Below are 14258 nucleotides of genomic sequence, written 5' to 3'. Positions count from 1 at the left end.
TCGGCGAAGCGCGCGCGGCGCTGGAGCGCGCCTTGCAGCCTTCGGCCATGAACCGCCGCTGGACCTTCGGACGAAGCCCCGCCGCCGGGCGGCCCGCCCTGACGCCCGCCTGGGAGCTGGCCTCGATCGACGTCCTCGAGGCCGAGGGAGAGCTGAAGGAAGCTCAGGATTTGCGCTGGGCCATGTTCGAACGCGACCTGACGCCCCAGCCTCTGCGCGACTACCTCCGCCGGCTGCCCGACTTCGATGACGTCGAGGCCCTGGACCGCGCCTTCGCCCATGCGGCCGCTGCGCCGGATTTCGGCGCGGCCATGGCCTTTCTGATGGATTGGCCGGCGCTGCGCGAGGCCGCCGCCCTGGTCCACGATCGGCGACGCGAGGCTCAGCGGCCCTGGCCGCGCAAGGCGGAATGGGCGGCGCGCCTGCTGCAGCGGTATCCCGAGGCGGCCGAAGCGCTGAGCTGACGCGTTCCCCGGCGCTCAGGCCGCGAGGTCGGTCAGAACCGCTGTGATGAAGGCGTCGTCGTGCGGCGCGTCTTCGCCGGCGGCGTCGAACACCAGCCGATCGTCCGACCACCGCCGCGCCCCTCGCGCCGGGAATCGGGGGCGCAGTTCGGCGGCCCGGGCGGACGACAGGGTGAAGGCCGTCGCCTTTGGCCCGGTGGCGATCTTGAGGACGCCTGCTTCTGCGGCGAGGGCCGACAAACGCGTGGCGGCCAGCAAGGCGACGACAGGCGGCGGCGGGGCCCCGAAACGATCTGCGATCTCGTCCTCCAGGGCGTCGACCTCGGCGGCGGAAACGACGCGCGCCAGGCGGGCGTACAGATTGATCCGCATCGTCGCATCGGGGATGAAGTCTTCAGGCAGGGCGGCCCCGTCATGGATGCGGGGCGGCGACAGGTCGGGGGCCAGCGCCTCGCCTCGCGCGGTGCGCACCGCCCGTTCCAGCACGCGCTGATAGAGGGTGGCGCCGATCAGCTTCATATGGCCGGCCTGCTCGTCGCCGACCAGATCGCCGCCGCCGCGCAGGTCCAGGTCTCGCGCGCTGATCGCAAAGCCCGATCCGAGGCGGTCGAACGCCTCCAGCGTGGCCAGCCGCGTCAGTGTTCCTTCCGCCACCTGATCCCCGGGCTCGATCAGCAGATAGGCGAAGCCCTGGGCCCTTCCCCGTCCGACGCGCCCGCGCAGCTGGTGCAGTTGCGCCAGGCCGAACCGGTCGGGCCTCCACACCACGATGGTGTTGGCGCGCGGCACGTCCAGTCCGCTCTCGATGATGTTGGTGGCCAGCAGGACGTCGCCGCGTCCGTCGGCGAAGCCGACCATGGCCTCGTCGACCTCGGCCGCCGGCATCTTGCCGTGCGCGGTCAGGACGCTGAGTTCGGGCGCCAGCGTCTGAAGCCGCTCGCGCATCGGCTCCAGGTCCTCGATGCGAGGACAGACGATGAAGGTCTGTCCCCCTCGGCGCTTTTCGCGAAGCAGCGCCGTCCGGAACGAGGCGCCGTCGAAGTCGGTGGTGACCGTGCGGATCGGCCGACGCCGCGCCGGCGGGGTCGCGATGACGGTGACGTCGGTCAGGCCCACCAGGGCGCTCTGCAGCGTGCGCGGGATGGGCGTGGCCGTCAGCGTCAGGGCGTGAGAGGCACGCGCGCGCAAGGCGTCCTTCAGGCGCGAGCCGAACCGCTGCTCCTCGTCGATGATCACCAGGCCGAGGTCGGCGAACGCCAGGGTCTCGGACGCCAGGGCCTGGGTGCCCACGACGATGCGAACGTCGCCGTTCGCCAGCCCCTCGCGGACCGCCGCCGCATCGGGGCCTTCCACCAGACGCGACAGATGCGCCACCTCGACCCCCGTGTCGCGGAACCGCCGGACGAAGGTCTCGTAATGCTGGCGCGCAAGCACCGTCGTCGGCGCGGCCACCACCACCTGTCGTCCGCTCAGCGCCACCGCGGCGGCGGCGCGCAGGGCCACCTCGGTCTTTCCGAAGCCGACATCGCCGCAGATCAGCCGGTTCATCGGCCGCCCGCTGGCCAGGTCCTCGGCGACGGCGGCGATGGCCGCGGCCTGATCTCCAGACTCGGGGAAGGGAAAGCGCGCGACGAAGGCGGCGAACGCCTGGCGCGGGGGGGTGATGGGGGTCGTCTCGGCCTGTTCCCGCTCCGCCGCCAGGGCGACCAGGCGGGCGGCGGTCTCGTCGATCTGGGCGCTGACCTCGGCCCGGCGCCGCAGCCAGGCGTCGGAGCCGATCCGGTCCAGGGTCACGGCGCCGGGTTCGGAGCCGTAGCGCCAGATGCGCCCGAACTCCTCCACCGGCGCCAGAACCGTCGCGCCGCCGTGATGCTCCAGCCTGAGCACGTCACGCTCGAAGCCGTCGATCTCGATCCGCTCCAGGGCCTGCAGCACGCCCAGGCCGTGATCTTCGTGGATCACCACGTCTCCGACGCGCAGTTCCGGTTCGCCGATGAGGGTCTGCACGGGCGAACGGGCCGCCGCCACGCGGCCGCCCAGCACGTCCGTCGCCGTCAACAGCGTCAGGTTCGCGCCCGGATCGTCGAACCCGGCGCCCGGGTCCGCGATGAAGACCCGCAGGGCCCCGGCTTCGGCCGCGCAGATGTCAGCCCAGCGGGACGTCGGCGACGGCAGGTCCACGGACTGGCGCCGCAGAAGTCGCGAGATCATGCGAAGCTCGGTTTCGGTCGCCGCGATCACGACGCGACGACCGGCCCCGCGGCGGTTCTCGATGAAGCTCTTGACCGCCCGTCCGGGACTGCGCTCGGCGGCGAAGGACGGCGGCGCCATCGCCTCCGCGTGCGGGACCAGCACACGGGCGCCGGCCAGGGCGACATCCGCCTCCTCGCGCGTCATGTAGAGGCCGGCGGGGTCGGCGATCACCGCCCCCGCGGCGCCGAACGTCCGGGCCGTGGCGTGGGCGTCACGGACCTGGTCGATAAAGCGGCGGCAGCGGTCGGCCGCCTCGTCTTCGGCGAAGAGCACGGCGCCGTCCGTGAGGTCGAAAAGGCTGTGCAGCGGTCCGACGAGTTGCGCCATGGCGTGTTCGCAGCCGCTCTCTCGCACCTCCTCGTCCGCCAGATGCAGTTCCGACGCGCCCTGGAGGACGATCGCCTCCATGTCCTCCTCGGATCGCTGCGTCAGGGGGTCGAACCACCGTATGGCCTCGATCAGGCCGTTCGCCAGCGACAGGCGGACGGGTCGCCGCGCGGCGGCCGGGAAGACGTCGACGACCTCTCCAAGCAGGGCGATTTCCCCCGGCTCGTCGATGCGATCGTCGAACACATAGCCCGTGCGGCGCGCGAAGGCGGCCAGGGCGTCGCGGTCCAGCGCCTCGCCGACCTTCAGAACGAAGGCCGCCGATCGCGCCTCGGGCGGCGGCAGGCGCAGCATCGCCGCCTCCGGCGAGACGACCAGCACCTGGCGTCTGGATCGCTTGCCCAGCCGGGAAAGCACGGCCAGGCGCAGGCCCTGGCTCTCGCGCGAGGGCGAGGCATGGTCATAGGGCAGGCAGTCCCACGGCGGCAGGACCAGAACCTCGACGTCCTCTTCGGCCATGGGGGCGAGCGCGCGGCCGATCTCGTCCGCCCTCGCTTCGCTGGTGGTCATCAGGACCGTGAGGCCGGCGCCCGGCGCGATCCGATCGGCCAGCATCGCCGCGATCAGGGCCGGACCGGGCCTCGTCGCCCGAGGCGCGACCGCCGTGGCGATCGTCGCCGGACCGCCGACCAGCGGGGCCTCGCCCAGGGCCCCTTCGGCGCCATCGCTGACCGCCTCAACCAAGGACGCGGCCCTTCATGTCATGGCGATGCAGGTCCGGGCCGGGCGCGCAGCGCCTGCGGGACGCTTCGAACGGGGGCGGCGCTGCCAGCGGGAGTTGGGCCATCCATGAACCTTCGGCGTGGAAACGGCGCGGACCGTCGCCCTCGCGACGCGGCGTCCCCACCGGCTATCCCAATCCCCCGCCTCGAGCCGGGTTCCCGTGTCCGTTTCCGCACGCGCAGGCCAGCCTTCGCCTCGGCCACGACGCCCCGCCTCCGCCATGAGGGATGATCAAGGGGCAGGCGTAGGAGACAGGATTGAAGGAGTCACTCATGAACCGGATCCTCCCGTTCGCAATCGCCTCGGCCATGGTTCTCAGCGCCTCTCCGGCGCTGGCGCACGCCAAACTGGTGTCGGCCACGCCGGGCGACGGCGCGACCGTCTCCGCGCCCCGGGCCCTCAGCCTGACGTTCAGCGAGCGCTTCGCGGCGCCCTTTTCGAGCGTCGCAGTCGAGGACGGAAGGGGTCGTTCGATCCCGATGACAAAGACGGTGTCGCAGGACGGCAAGACCCTGGGCGGAGCGTTCGCCACGCCGCTGCCCGCAGGAACCTATCGCGTGACCTGGGCCATCGCGGCGGCCGACGGGCACCGCATGACCGGAAACTACAGCTTCACCGTCCGCTGACGTGTCGATCGACCTGACCGTCGCCGTCCTTCGGTGGCTTCAGTTCTCGGCGGCCGTCGTGGCGCTGGGATTGCCGTTCTTTCGGACCTGCGCCCTCGCCCCTTGCCCGACGCGCACCTCGCGTCGGGTGACGCTTGCGGCCGGTCTCGTCCTGGCGGTCGGGGCGGCCGGCGGGCTTATCGCCCAAACGGCCATGATGGCGGGCGGCTGGGCGCCCGCCTTGGACCCGGCGGCGATCGGCTACGTCGTTCAGTCCACGGGCCTGGGCATGGCTCACATAGCCCGCGCCGGACTGGCGCTGGTCGGCGTCGCGATCCTGGTGATCGGTCGGGACGCCAGGGCTTCGCGGCGGATCGCCGTCCTTGCGTTCGCAGCGGCCGTCGCCAGCTTCGCCTGGAGCGGCCACGGCGCGTCCAGCCAAGGCGCGCTGGGCGCGGTCCATCTGATCGCCGACATCATCCACGCCCTGGGCGCCGCCGTCTGGCTGGGCGCCCTGGCGGGGTTCTGCCTCATGCTGCTGCAGGTGTCGCAAACGCCGCCGGACGCCCTGGCCCGCTCGCTGGCGGACTTCGCGAGGATCGGCACGGCGGCCGTCGTGACGCTGGTCATCACGGGTGTGGTCAACACGGCGTTCCTGGTCGGCGCCGACGGCGTGACGCGGATCTTCGGTTCGACCTGGGGCGTGCTGCTGTCGGCCAAGCTGGCGCTGTTCGGTCTGATGCTGGGTCTGGCCGCGCACAACCGCTTCACGCTGACGCCGACCTTGGCGAAAGCCGTCGCGCGCGGGGCGCCGGCGTCGCCCCTCCGGCACCTGCGGATCAGCATAGGCCTCGAGATGGCGGCGGGCGTCGCCTTGCTGGGTCTGGTCGCGGCGATGGGCGTTCGGATGCCGCCCGGCTCCATGTAAGGGTCAGCGGGGAGCGCGCGACGACCAGTGGATGTGACGGATGCGCCAAGCGTCGCCGTCGCGGTGAAGGACCATCGTCTCGGCGGTCAGCCGATCGACGGGACGGTCGTTGAACTCGCCGGTCGTGCGGCCCTCGGTCAGCACCCAGGCGACATCGCCCTGAACCCAGGCGGCGCGGCGCGTGATCTCGGCGGTCGTTGCGGCGGCGAAGGTCATGTCGGCGGGCAGGTGATGGCCGGCGTACTCGTCTCGCGACCGCTCGGCCCCGCCTTCCTCCAGAACCACGACGTCCTCGGCCAGCAGGGCCAGGACCGCTGCGGCGTCGCCTGATCCCAGGGCGGCGTGGAACGCGTCCACGGCCGCGACCGCCGGGGCCGCCGCCTCACTCACGGCCTGGACCGCGCCCGTCGAGACAGGACCGTCGTGCGCCACGGCGGCGGGGGCGCAGAGGGCGACGGCGGCGGCGAGGATCAGGCGCTTCATCGAAGACTCCTAGATGAGGGATCAGGACTATGCTCCCTCTACGCTGGCTGTGAAGCCGCCCCTCGCGAGGGCGTGGCGAGATCGGCGCGTAGAGAGCAGGGCTAGTTGGAGACGTTCGGCATGACCGACCTGGACACCCTCATCATTCGCGGATCGGCGGGCGCCGACCTCGCGCTGGACGGCTTGGAAGAGGGCGTCTGGTCGCGCGTGGACCGCGCGCGGTCAAAGGCCCGCGAGCGCAGCTTGCGCCTCGCGGCCCTTGGAGTGGCGGCCGCCATCGGCGGGATCGCGGGCGGGGCGGCGGCTCCCGCCGTCCAGACCGACCGAAGCGAACTCTCGATCTTCAGCCCCCGGATGGCCGCGACTCCGCTGGACGTCCGGAGCGCCCTGGGATGAGCGGGCTCAAGTCCACCCTGATCACCGCCGTCCTGGCCGCCGCCGTCGGGGCTGCAGCCGCCTGGGGCGCGATGACCATGCAGGCGCGGCAGGACACGCCCGCTGACCTCCATCAGCTCGTTCACGAACGTCTGGACCTCAGCCCGGAACAGGATCGACGTCTGGAGGCGATCGAAGCCGCCTTCGCAGAGCGCCGCGCGCCCTTGAAAGCCGAAGTCAGGGCGGCCAATGCGGAACTGTCGGCGGCGATCGCCGCCAGCCGGGGCGACACGCCCGAGGTTCAGGCCGCCGTCGATCACTTCCACGCCGCCATGGGCGATCTTCAGCTGGCGACGATCCGGCACGTCTTCGACATGCGCGCCGTGCTGACGCCCGGACAGGCGGAAGAATTCGACCGCGCCGTGGTCGAGACCCTGCGCGCCGACGCCGACTGACTTCGGCGTGGGGGCGGGCGACACCGACGAAGGCCAGGCCGCCCAGGGAGACCGGGCCGCCTTCTCGCGCCTGATGTCGGCGACCAAGGGCGACCTGCATCGTTTCGTCACCCGCTATGTCGGCGACGCCGATGAAGCCCTGGACCTGGTCCAGGAAAGCTACGCCGCCGCTTGGCTGTCGATCCGGCGCTACGATCCTGCGCGTCCCTTCGAGGCCTGGTTGCGGACCATAGCCCTCAACAAGTGCCGCGACTGGAGCCGTCGTCGCCGCGTCCGTCGGATCGTCCGGGGCGCAATGGGCCTGGACGCGCCCGAGGCCCAGGCGGTCGGCGACCCGGCTCCTGACGTCGGAGACCGCATCGACGACCGGCGGCGGGTCCGGCGCCTGGACGCGGCGCTGAGCGAACTGCCGGACGGGCAACGGGCTCCGCTTCTGCTGGCGGTGCTGGAAGGCCGGTCTCACGCCGAGATCGGGCAGATCCTGGGACTGTCGTCAAAGGCCGTCGAGCTGCGGATCGCGCGGGCGCGCAAGGCCCTGCTGGAGCGCGTGGGCCCGGCCGACTGAACCTCCTGCGACCAGCGGTCGCGAGGGACGCGCACGACGGCGACGTAAGGCTCATCAGACAGATGGGCTAAAGACCGAAGCATGAGATCGATCGAGACTGACCGCCGCGGGATCTTGCGCGGCTTGGCGGGCGGCGCCGGCCTGCTGGCGGCGCAAGGCCTGCTTCCCGCGTGGGCCCAGACGGGATCGCCCGGCCTGCGTTCTGACCTGCCGACGCTGCAAGGCCCCGACGTGCGGCTCAGCGTCGGCCATTCGCCTTTCACCGTCGGCGGCCGCACCGGCCATGCGATCACGGTCAATGGCGTCCTGCCGGCCCCGCTGATCCGTCTGCGCGAGGGCCAGACCGCGCGGCTGTCCGTCACCAACACCTTGGACGAGGACACCTCCATCCACTGGCACGGCGTGCTGTTGCCCTTCCACATGGACGGGGTGCCGGGCGTCAGCTTCCCCGGCATCCGGCCGGGCGAGACCTTCCAGTACGAGTTCCCGGTCATCCAGTCGGGCACCTTCTGGTACCACAGCCACTCCAACCTGCAGGAGGCGATGGGCCACTATGGCCCGCTGGTGATCGACCCCGCGGGGGCCGATCCGGTCGCCTATGACCGCGAGCATGTGATCGTGCTGTCGGACTGGAGCTTCCTGCACCCGCACGAGATCCTGGACCGGCTGAAGAAGAGCCCCGGCTACTTCAATCGGTCGCGCACCACCCTGTCCGGCCTGATCTCAGGCCAGGACGGCATGTCGCTGGAGGAGCGGCGCATGTGGGGCCGGATGCGGATGGACCCGCGCGACATCGCCGACGTCAACGGCACGACCTACACCTATCTGGTCAACGGCCACGGTCCGGCCGAGAACTGGACCGGCCTGTTCCGCCCCGGCGAGCGGGTGCGGCTGAGGATCATCAACGCCTCGGCCATGTCGATCTTCAACGTCCGCATCCCGGGCCTGGCCATGACGGTGGTCAACGCCGACGGCGAGAACGTGCGTCCGGTTGAGACGGACGAGTTCCAGATTTCGGTGGCGGAGACCTATGACGTCGTGGTCCGCCCGACCGAGGACCGCGCCTACACCCTGGTCGCCGAGTCCGTGGATCGATCCGGCATGGCGCGGGCGACGCTGGCGCCGCGCCTCGGCATGACGGCCGAGGTCCCGCCGCTGCGCGAGGTTCCGACGCTCACCATGCGCGACATGGGCATGGGCGGCATGGCGGGCATGGACCACTCGGCCATGGGTCATGGAGGCATGGATCATTCGGCCATGGGTCACGGCCAGCCTGCCGCCGCGCCCGTCGACCACGCCGCCATGGGCCACGGCGGCATGGATCACGACATGCGCAATCCGGACAACGCCCCGGCCGACATGGCGGTCGGGGTCGGGGTCGACATGATCGCCTCGGACCCGGCCAACCGCCTGGGCGAGCGGCCCATGGGGCTGGAGGACGTCCCGCACCGGGTTCTGGTCTATACCGACCTCGTGTCCCTGGCCCCGAACAAGGATCAGAGGCCGCCGTCCCGCGCGCTTGAGATCCACCTGACCGGCAACATGGAACGGTTCATGTGGGGCTTCGACGGCCGCAAATTCTCCGAGATCGTCGAGCCGATCCGCTTCGAGCGGAACGAACGGGTGCGGGTGACCCTGGTCAACGACACCATGATGGCCCACCCCATCCACCTGCACGGCCACTTCTTCGAGCTGGTGACGGGCGCCCCCGCCGGACATCAGCCGCTGAAGCACACGGTCAATGTCGCGCCGGGGTCCAAGGTGACCTTCGACCTGACGGCGGATGCGCCCGGCGACTGGGCCTTCCACTGCCACATGCTGATGCACATGCACGCGGGGATGTTCAACGTCGTCACCGTCCGCCCGCTGGATGGAGACGCGGCATGATCCGTCTGATGACCGCGCTCGCCCCCCTGCTGCTGGTCGCCGGAGCGGCGGCCGCCCAGGATCATAGCCAGCACGAAGCCCGGCCTCCGGTGCAGACCCCGGCGGCCGATCCGCATGCGGGTCACGCCATGCCCACGCCGACGCCACCCGCCGACCCGCACGCCGGTCACGTCATGCCGGCGCAGCCCGACCCTCATGCCGGACACGACATGGGCGGCCCCGCGGCGAGCGGGCCGCCCGACGTGCCCACCAGCGCCGATGACGAAGGCCGTCCGCGCCAGCCGCCGCTGCCCCCGGCCGCCCTGTCCGGGCCGGCCCACGCCGCCGACGCCGTCTGGGGCGCGGACCGCATGACCGGCGCCCGCGACCTCCTGCGGCGCGAGAACGGCGACGTGCGCGCCACGGCCGTCATCGTCGACCGCCTGGAGGTCGGCTTTGGCGACGGCGAGGAGTCCTGGACCTGGGACGTCGCGGGCTGGACCGGCGGCGACATCAACCGCTTCTGGTGGAAGTCCGAGGGCGAAGGCGACTTCGACGGCGAAACCGAAGGCGAAGTCCAGGCGCTCTACAGCCGCGCGATCTCGCCCTTCTGGGACGTGCAGGCCGGCGTGCGCCAGGACTTCCGCCAGGGCGACAAGGATCCGACCCATCTGGTGCTCGGACTTCAGGGCCTGGCCCCCTACTGGTGGGAGATCGACGCCGCCGCCTTCCTGTCGACCGAGGGCGACCTGACCGCGCGCGTCGAGGCCGAATACGACCAGCGCATCACCCAGCGCCTGATCCTTCAACCGCGCATCGAGGTCGAGGCCTCGGCCGCCGACGCGCCCGAACTGGGGCTGGGATCGGGCCTGACCCACGTGGAGGCGGGCCTGCGCCTACGCTATGAAATCGCCAAGGAGTTCGCGCCCTATGTGGGCGTGGAGTGGAGCCGCGAGCTCGGCGACACCGCCGACTTCACCCGCGCGGTGGGCGCAGAGCCCGAGCACACCCGTTTCGTCATTGGCCTGAAGGCCTGGTTCTGAGGAGTTAAAGACATGCGCCACCTGCTTCCGATCGTCGCCGCCGGCCTGTTCATCGCCGCGCCCGCCGTCGCCCAGGACGCCCACGCGGGACACGGGGCCGGCGCCCACGCCGGTCATGGCCAGGCTGCGGCCGGCGACCATGCCGCCCACGGCGTCGTCACCAGCCCGGCGGACGGCGCCATGACCGACGGCTCGCCCGACTGGTTCACCGCCACCTTCCCGCATCCGATGACCCTGAAGGCCGTCACCGTGACCGCCCAGGGCAGGGCGGCGGTGACCGTTCCCGTCGCCGCCGCCGCCGCGACCACGCGGGTGTCTGCGGACCTGCCGACGCTGACGCCGGGCCACTATGTGCTGAACTGGACGGCCCAGGGCGCGGACGGTCACGAGATGACGGGCGCGGTGCGCTTCATGGTGCACTGATGAGGCCGGAGCCCAGCCGTCGCCTGCTGCTGGCCGGCGCCGTCGCCTTGACGGTCGCAGGGCCGGCGTTCGCCCAGACCCGGCGGATGACCGCCTACAAGACGCCCTGGTGCGGATGCTGCGACGGCTGGGTCGCGCACATGCGCGGCGCGGGCTGGACCGTTGAGGTGGTCGAGCGCGACGACCTCGCCCCGATCCGCGCCCGCCACGGCGTGCCGGATCGCTATGCCGGATGCCACACCGCCGTGGTCGGCGCCTACGCCGTCGAGGGCCATGTGCCGGCCGCCGATGTCGCGCGCCTGCTGCGCGAGCGACCCAAGGCCGTGGCGCTGGCGGCGCCCGGCATGCCCGCCGGATCGCCCGGCATGGAGGCGGCGGGACGCGAACCCTACGTCACCCTGCTGATCGACCATCGGGGCCAGGCCGCCGTCTTCGGCCGCCACAACGGCGCCTGATCTCAGGCCATTTCCCCCTGGAAGGCGGCGATGATCGGACACGGGCCGCTGTCCTTGGACGCGCACGCGTTCGCCAGCCGCCGCAGGGCCGCCCTCGCCGCCTCCAGATCGGCAATGGTCCGATCCAGCGCCTCCAGCCGCTCCGCCGCCAGGACGCGGGCGCGGGCCCGATCCTCGCCCGCGTCCAGCGACAGCAGCTCCTTGATCTGTTCCAGGGTGAAGCCCGCCGCCTGCGCCGAGCGGATGAACTTCAGCCGACGGACGTCTTCCTCGCCGTACCGACGCACGCCAGCCCCCGCCCCGTCCCTGGACCAGCGATCCGGCGTCGGCAGCAGGCCTCGCCGCTGATAGAAGCGGACCGTCTCCACTCCGACGCCGCCCTCTCGCGCCAGGCCCGCGATCGTCCGCACGCTCATGCTTGACTCCGTACCATGATACGGAACTTAGAACGGGCGCCTCGGATTTGAAGATCAGGAGGCTGCAATGACCAAGACCGCCACCATCCACCGCATGGTGATGCCCGACCACACCTGTCCGTGGGGGCTGAAGGCCCGCCACCTGCTCAAGAGCCGGGGCTACAAGGTCGAGGATCACTGGCTGACCACGCGCGAGCAGACCGACGCCTTCAAGGCGGAGCACGGCGTCAAGACCACGCCCCAGGTCTTCATCGACGGACAGCGCATCGGCGGCCACGACGATCTGCGTCGGTTCCTCGGCCTGAAGGTCCGCGATCCCAAGGCGACGACCTATACGCCCGTGTTGGTCGTCTTCCTGACCACCGCCGTGATGGCGGCCATGCTCAGCCTGACCGTCTACGGCGCGCCGCTGACGGTCCGAGCGGTCGAATGGTTCATCGCCCTGTCGATGATGGCTCTCGCCATGCTGAAGCTTCAGAACGTCGACAGCTTCTCGACCATGTTCCTGAACTACGACCTCTTGGCGAAGCGTTGGGTGCCCTATGGCAAGATCTACCCCTTCGCCGAGTTCGGGGCGGGCGCCCTGATGCTCGCGGGCGTCCTGACGTGGCTGTCGGCGCCGGTCGCCCTCCTGATCGGCGGCATCGGCGCGATCTCGGTGTTCAAGGCCGTCTATGTCGATAAGCGCGAACTGAAATGCGCCTGCGTGGGCGGTGACAGCAATGTGCCGCTGGGCTTCCTGTCCCTGACCGAGAACCTGATGATGATCGCCATGGCGGTCTGGATGCTGGCGATGCAGGCCCCGGCGACTGCGGCGATGACGCCGACGTGACGGTCGGCGGTCGCTGGACCGGCCGGGGGACGGATGATAGGGCGGCTCCGGGCGAGATGGTCGACCGGCGCCAGGCTCGGTCGAGGTCTTCCAGGGAAGGGGCGATGCTCAAGGCTGGAAGCACATGCTGGCGGGTCGAGCCTGCGCCGCGGGTGGCCATGCTGGTCGACATGGCGCCCTATCTGGATGCGGCGCGGGCCGCGATGGCGGCCGCGACCCGTTCGATCCACTTCCTCAACTGGGCTTTCGATCCGGACACCGTCCTGCAGCACGAGCCGGACGGCCCAGGCTCGGATCCGTTGACGATCGGCGCCTTCCTGCAAAGCCTGGCCGAGGCCCGCCCCGGGCTGGATATCCGGATCCTGTGCTGGCAGTCGGCCCTGCCCGTGGCCGCCACGCAGCGGTTCTTCCCGCTGCGCAGTCGCGGCTTCTTCGCCAGGTCGCGCATCGACTTCCGTCTCGACGGGACGCTCCCGCTCGGGGCGTCGCATCACCAGAAGGTGCTGGTCGTCGACGACGTCCTGGCCTTCGTTGGGAGCTGCGACATCGGACCCGACCGCTGGGACACGCCCGAGCATCGGCACCCGGATCCGCGCCGGGCCAAGCGGCCCGGCGGCGATCCCTGCTACGACTGCCGACACGAGGTGATGGCCCTGGTCGACGGCGCGCCGGCGGCCAGCTTGGGGGCGCTGTTCCGCGAACGCTGGGAACGCGCGACCGGGCAGACGCTGCCCGCGCCCCAGGCGGGGGCGAAGACGGCGTGGCCGGCCCATGTCGACCCGGACCTGACCGGCGCGACCGTGGGAATCTCGCGGACCCAGGCGCCCTGAAGTCCCATGAGGAGCGCCGGGAGGGCGAGGCGGCGACCCTGGCGGCGATCGCATCCGCCCGGCGCAGCCTCTATCTGGAAAATCAGTACTTCACGTCGCCCATCGTGGCCGAGGCCCTGGCCGAACGGCTGGAGGAGCCGGACGGACCGGACGTCGTCCTGGTCTCGACCCAGCACTCCCCCAGCTGGTTCGACCAGATGACCATGGACCGGACGCGGTCCGCCTTCCTGAGACGGCTCGAAACGTCGGACCTGCATGGCCGCCTCCACGCCTACAGCCCCGTGACGGCCTCGGGCGAAACCATCATCGTCCACGCCAAGCTGGCGATCGTGGACGACCGCTACATCCGCCTCGGCTCCAGCAACATGAACAATCGCTCGGAGGGTTTCGACACCGAGTGCGATCTGACCATCGACGCCGCGTCGGCGAATGACGGCCAGGGAGGCGTCTGCGTGGCGGTCTTCCGGGACAGGCTGGTCGCCCATTGGCTGGGCTGTGACGAAGGCCGGGTGCGCGACGAAGTGAAGGCGCAGGGCGGCCTCGGGCGGGCGATCGAGGCTCTGCGTCGGACCGGTCTTGATCGGTTGCGGCCGCTGCACTCGGAACCCCTGGGCCGGTTCGCGACCCTGGTGGCGTCCTTTCATCTCGGCGACCCGGTGTCCGCCCACGACAGCCTGCGCCCGTGGAAGCGCCGGGCGGTGACTCGCCTCAAGCTCTCCCAGGCCCGGCGCAGGCTGGCCGAGGCCCGGCTGCCGGCCCCTGATCCCGCCGCCACGACGCGCATCTGACGAACCGGCCATCGGACGGCTTCACCGCCGCCGGTCGCATCCGCCCCTTCGCAGGACCGCCCGATCAAGCAGCCTCTGGCGCTGAGGGTCGGCCTTGGCCGCATGTCGTGAAGCCCCGCCGGCGGACGCCAGCGGGACCTCGCGATGTCTCCCTTGCGGAGAGGATCAGTCGTCGCGACCGGCGCTCACGCCGCCCGAGACGCCCACCGAGGCGGACGCCCCGTTGCGGTCGGCCGAAGCGGAGCCGCTGACGTCGGCGTCGGCGTCGGCGCGACGGCGGCGCGGTTGCTCGGTCGCGGCCGGCTCAGTCTGTCCGCGCGAGGCCGAGCCGGAGGCGGCGCCGTTCGCCGCGCCTGAGATCGCGCCG

Annotated in this window: 17 protein-coding genes; 13 read left to right on the top strand and 4 right to left on the bottom strand. The window is 71.4% G+C overall.

The annotated features are described in order from the left end of the window. Positions 1-464 (top strand): DUF6880 family protein (locus tag ACE3PU_RS09775; protein WP_374389180.1); only part of this gene is annotated, 464 nt, incomplete at its 5' end. A gap of 15 nt (positions 465-479) precedes the next feature. Here ACE3PU_RS09775 and ACE3PU_RS09770 read toward each other — a convergent pair. Next, positions 480-3788, bottom strand: coding sequence for a helicase-related protein (locus tag ACE3PU_RS09770; protein WP_374389178.1), 3309 nt, complete (start codon positions 3786-3788; stop codon positions 480-482). Positions 3789-4099: 311 nt separating this feature from the next. On the opposite strand from ACE3PU_RS09770, the gene copC reads away from it, so the two are divergent. Together copC and copD are read left to right on the top strand one after the other, a co-directional pair. Further along, positions 4100-4453 (top strand): copper homeostasis periplasmic binding protein CopC, encoded by a 354-nt coding sequence (gene copC / locus ACE3PU_RS09765; RefSeq protein WP_374389176.1) that lies wholly within the window; start codon positions 4100-4102, stop codon positions 4451-4453. A gap of 1 nt (position 4454) precedes the next feature. Further along, positions 4455-5360, top strand: a complete 906-nt coding sequence (gene copD / locus ACE3PU_RS09760) for a copper homeostasis membrane protein CopD (protein ID WP_374389174.1) — start codon at positions 4455-4457, stop codon at positions 5358-5360. 3 nt (positions 5361-5363) lie between these two features. Here the strand turns inward: copD and ACE3PU_RS09755 are convergent, their stop codons facing one another. Beyond that, on the bottom strand, positions 5364-5843 hold the full coding sequence (locus ACE3PU_RS09755; protein ID WP_374389172.1) for a nuclear transport factor 2 family protein: 480 nt from the start codon (positions 5841-5843) through the stop codon (positions 5364-5366). A 120-nt stretch (positions 5844-5963) separates the two neighbouring features. Between ACE3PU_RS09755 and ACE3PU_RS09750 the strand changes: the two genes are divergently transcribed. The 7 genes from ACE3PU_RS09750 to ACE3PU_RS09720 all read left to right on the top strand — a co-directional run bounded on the left by ACE3PU_RS09750 (position 5964) and on the right by ACE3PU_RS09720 (position 11025). Beyond that, the gene (locus ACE3PU_RS09750) at positions 5964-6239 is read left to right on the top strand and encodes a hypothetical protein (protein ID WP_374389170.1); all 276 of its coding nucleotides are present in this window, start codon (positions 5964-5966) and stop codon (positions 6237-6239) included. Further along, the gene (locus ACE3PU_RS09745; protein WP_374389168.1) at positions 6236-6673 is read left to right on the top strand and encodes a Spy/CpxP family protein refolding chaperone; all 438 of its coding nucleotides are present in this window, start codon (positions 6236-6238) and stop codon (positions 6671-6673) included. The genes ACE3PU_RS09750 and ACE3PU_RS09745 overlap by 4 nt, the downstream gene beginning before the upstream one ends. Before the next feature lie 7 nt (positions 6674-6680). After that, entirely contained in the window at positions 6681-7238 is a 558-nt protein-coding gene (locus tag ACE3PU_RS09740; protein ID WP_374389166.1) for an RNA polymerase sigma factor, read from the top strand. Positions 7239-7319: 81 nt separating this feature from the next. Then, positions 7320-9125, top strand: coding sequence for a copper resistance system multicopper oxidase (locus ACE3PU_RS09735; protein ID WP_374389164.1), 1806 nt, complete (start codon positions 7320-7322; stop codon positions 9123-9125). Beyond that, positions 9122-10147 carry a copper resistance protein B gene (locus tag ACE3PU_RS09730; protein WP_374389162.1) on the top strand — a complete coding sequence of 342 codons (1026 nt, stop codon included), beginning with the start codon at positions 9122-9124 and terminating at the stop codon, positions 10145-10147. The genes ACE3PU_RS09735 and ACE3PU_RS09730 overlap by 4 nt, the downstream gene beginning before the upstream one ends. 12 nt (positions 10148-10159) lie before the next feature. Beyond that, entirely contained in the window at positions 10160-10570 is a 411-nt protein-coding gene (locus tag ACE3PU_RS09725; RefSeq protein ID WP_374389160.1) for a copper resistance CopC family protein, read from the top strand. Beyond that, positions 10570-11025: a DUF411 domain-containing protein gene (locus tag ACE3PU_RS09720; protein ID WP_374389158.1), complete on the top strand. Its 456-nt coding sequence runs from the start codon at positions 10570-10572 to the stop codon at positions 11023-11025. Before ACE3PU_RS09725 ends, ACE3PU_RS09720 begins: the two co-directional genes overlap by 1 nt. Before the next feature lie 2 nt (positions 11026-11027). Here ACE3PU_RS09720 and ACE3PU_RS09715 read toward each other — a convergent pair whose 3' ends face one another. Beyond that, positions 11028-11441: a MerR family transcriptional regulator gene (locus tag ACE3PU_RS09715; protein WP_374389156.1), complete on the bottom strand. Its 414-nt coding sequence runs from the start codon at positions 11439-11441 to the stop codon at positions 11028-11030. Between the two features lie 67 nt (positions 11442-11508). On the opposite strand from ACE3PU_RS09715, the gene ACE3PU_RS09710 reads away from it, so the two are divergent. From ACE3PU_RS09710 to ACE3PU_RS09700, 3 genes are all read left to right on the top strand, one after another. After that, positions 11509-12273 carry a MauE/DoxX family redox-associated membrane protein gene (locus tag ACE3PU_RS09710; protein WP_374389154.1) on the top strand — a complete coding sequence of 255 codons (765 nt, stop codon included), beginning with the start codon at positions 11509-11511 and terminating at the stop codon, positions 12271-12273. Between the two features lie 104 nt (positions 12274-12377). Further along, on the top strand, positions 12378-13103 hold the full coding sequence (locus tag ACE3PU_RS09705) for a hypothetical protein (protein WP_374389152.1): 726 nt from the start codon (positions 12378-12380) through the stop codon (positions 13101-13103). Next, complete coding sequence (locus ACE3PU_RS09700) at positions 13034-13891, top strand: phospholipase D-like domain-containing protein (RefSeq protein ID WP_374389150.1); 858 nt, start codon at positions 13034-13036, stop codon at positions 13889-13891. Before ACE3PU_RS09705 ends, ACE3PU_RS09700 begins: the two co-directional genes overlap by 70 nt. 165 nt (positions 13892-14056) lie before the next feature. On the opposite strand, the gene ACE3PU_RS09695 is transcribed toward ACE3PU_RS09700, so the two are convergent. Then, positions 14057-14258 (bottom strand): hypothetical protein (locus ACE3PU_RS09695; protein ID WP_374389148.1); only part of this gene is annotated, 202 nt, incomplete at its 5' end.

This window comes from Brevundimonas sp. (assembly GCF_041911375.1).
Taxonomy (GTDB): domain Bacteria; phylum Pseudomonadota; class Alphaproteobacteria; order Caulobacterales; family Caulobacteraceae; genus Brevundimonas.
The sequence above is the reverse complement of the archived record's forward strand: the minus strand, read 5'-3'. Positions and strand labels throughout refer to the sequence as shown.

Coding starts and splice junctions, on each gene's coding strand:
- ACE3PU_RS09755 (WP_374389172.1), bottom strand. CDS start 5,843: ATGAAGCGCCTGATCCTCGCCGCCGCCGTCGCCCTCTGCGCCCCCGCC.
- copC (WP_374389176.1), top strand. CDS start 4,100: ATGAACCGGATCCTCCCGTTCGCAATCGCCTCGGCCATGGTTCTCAGC.
- ACE3PU_RS09745 (WP_374389168.1), top strand. CDS start 6,236: ATGAGCGGGCTCAAGTCCACCCTGATCACCGCCGTCCTGGCCGCCGCC.
- ACE3PU_RS09750 (WP_374389170.1), top strand. CDS start 5,964: ATGACCGACCTGGACACCCTCATCATTCGCGGATCGGCGGGCGCCGAC.
- ACE3PU_RS09730 (WP_374389162.1), top strand. CDS start 9,122: ATGATCCGTCTGATGACCGCGCTCGCCCCCCTGCTGCTGGTCGCCGGA.
- ACE3PU_RS09710 (WP_374389154.1), top strand. CDS start 11,509: ATGACCAAGACCGCCACCATCCACCGCATGGTGATGCCCGACCACACC.
- ACE3PU_RS09735 (WP_374389164.1), top strand. CDS start 7,320: ATGAGATCGATCGAGACTGACCGCCGCGGGATCTTGCGCGGCTTGGCG.
- ACE3PU_RS09720 (WP_374389158.1), top strand. CDS start 10,570: ATGAGGCCGGAGCCCAGCCGTCGCCTGCTGCTGGCCGGCGCCGTCGCC.
- ACE3PU_RS09725 (WP_374389160.1), top strand. CDS start 10,160: ATGCGCCACCTGCTTCCGATCGTCGCCGCCGGCCTGTTCATCGCCGCG.
- ACE3PU_RS09715 (WP_374389156.1), bottom strand. CDS start 11,441: ATGAGCGTGCGGACGATCGCGGGCCTGGCGCGAGAGGGCGGCGTCGGA.
- ACE3PU_RS09705 (WP_374389152.1), top strand. CDS start 12,378: ATGCTCAAGGCTGGAAGCACATGCTGGCGGGTCGAGCCTGCGCCGCGG.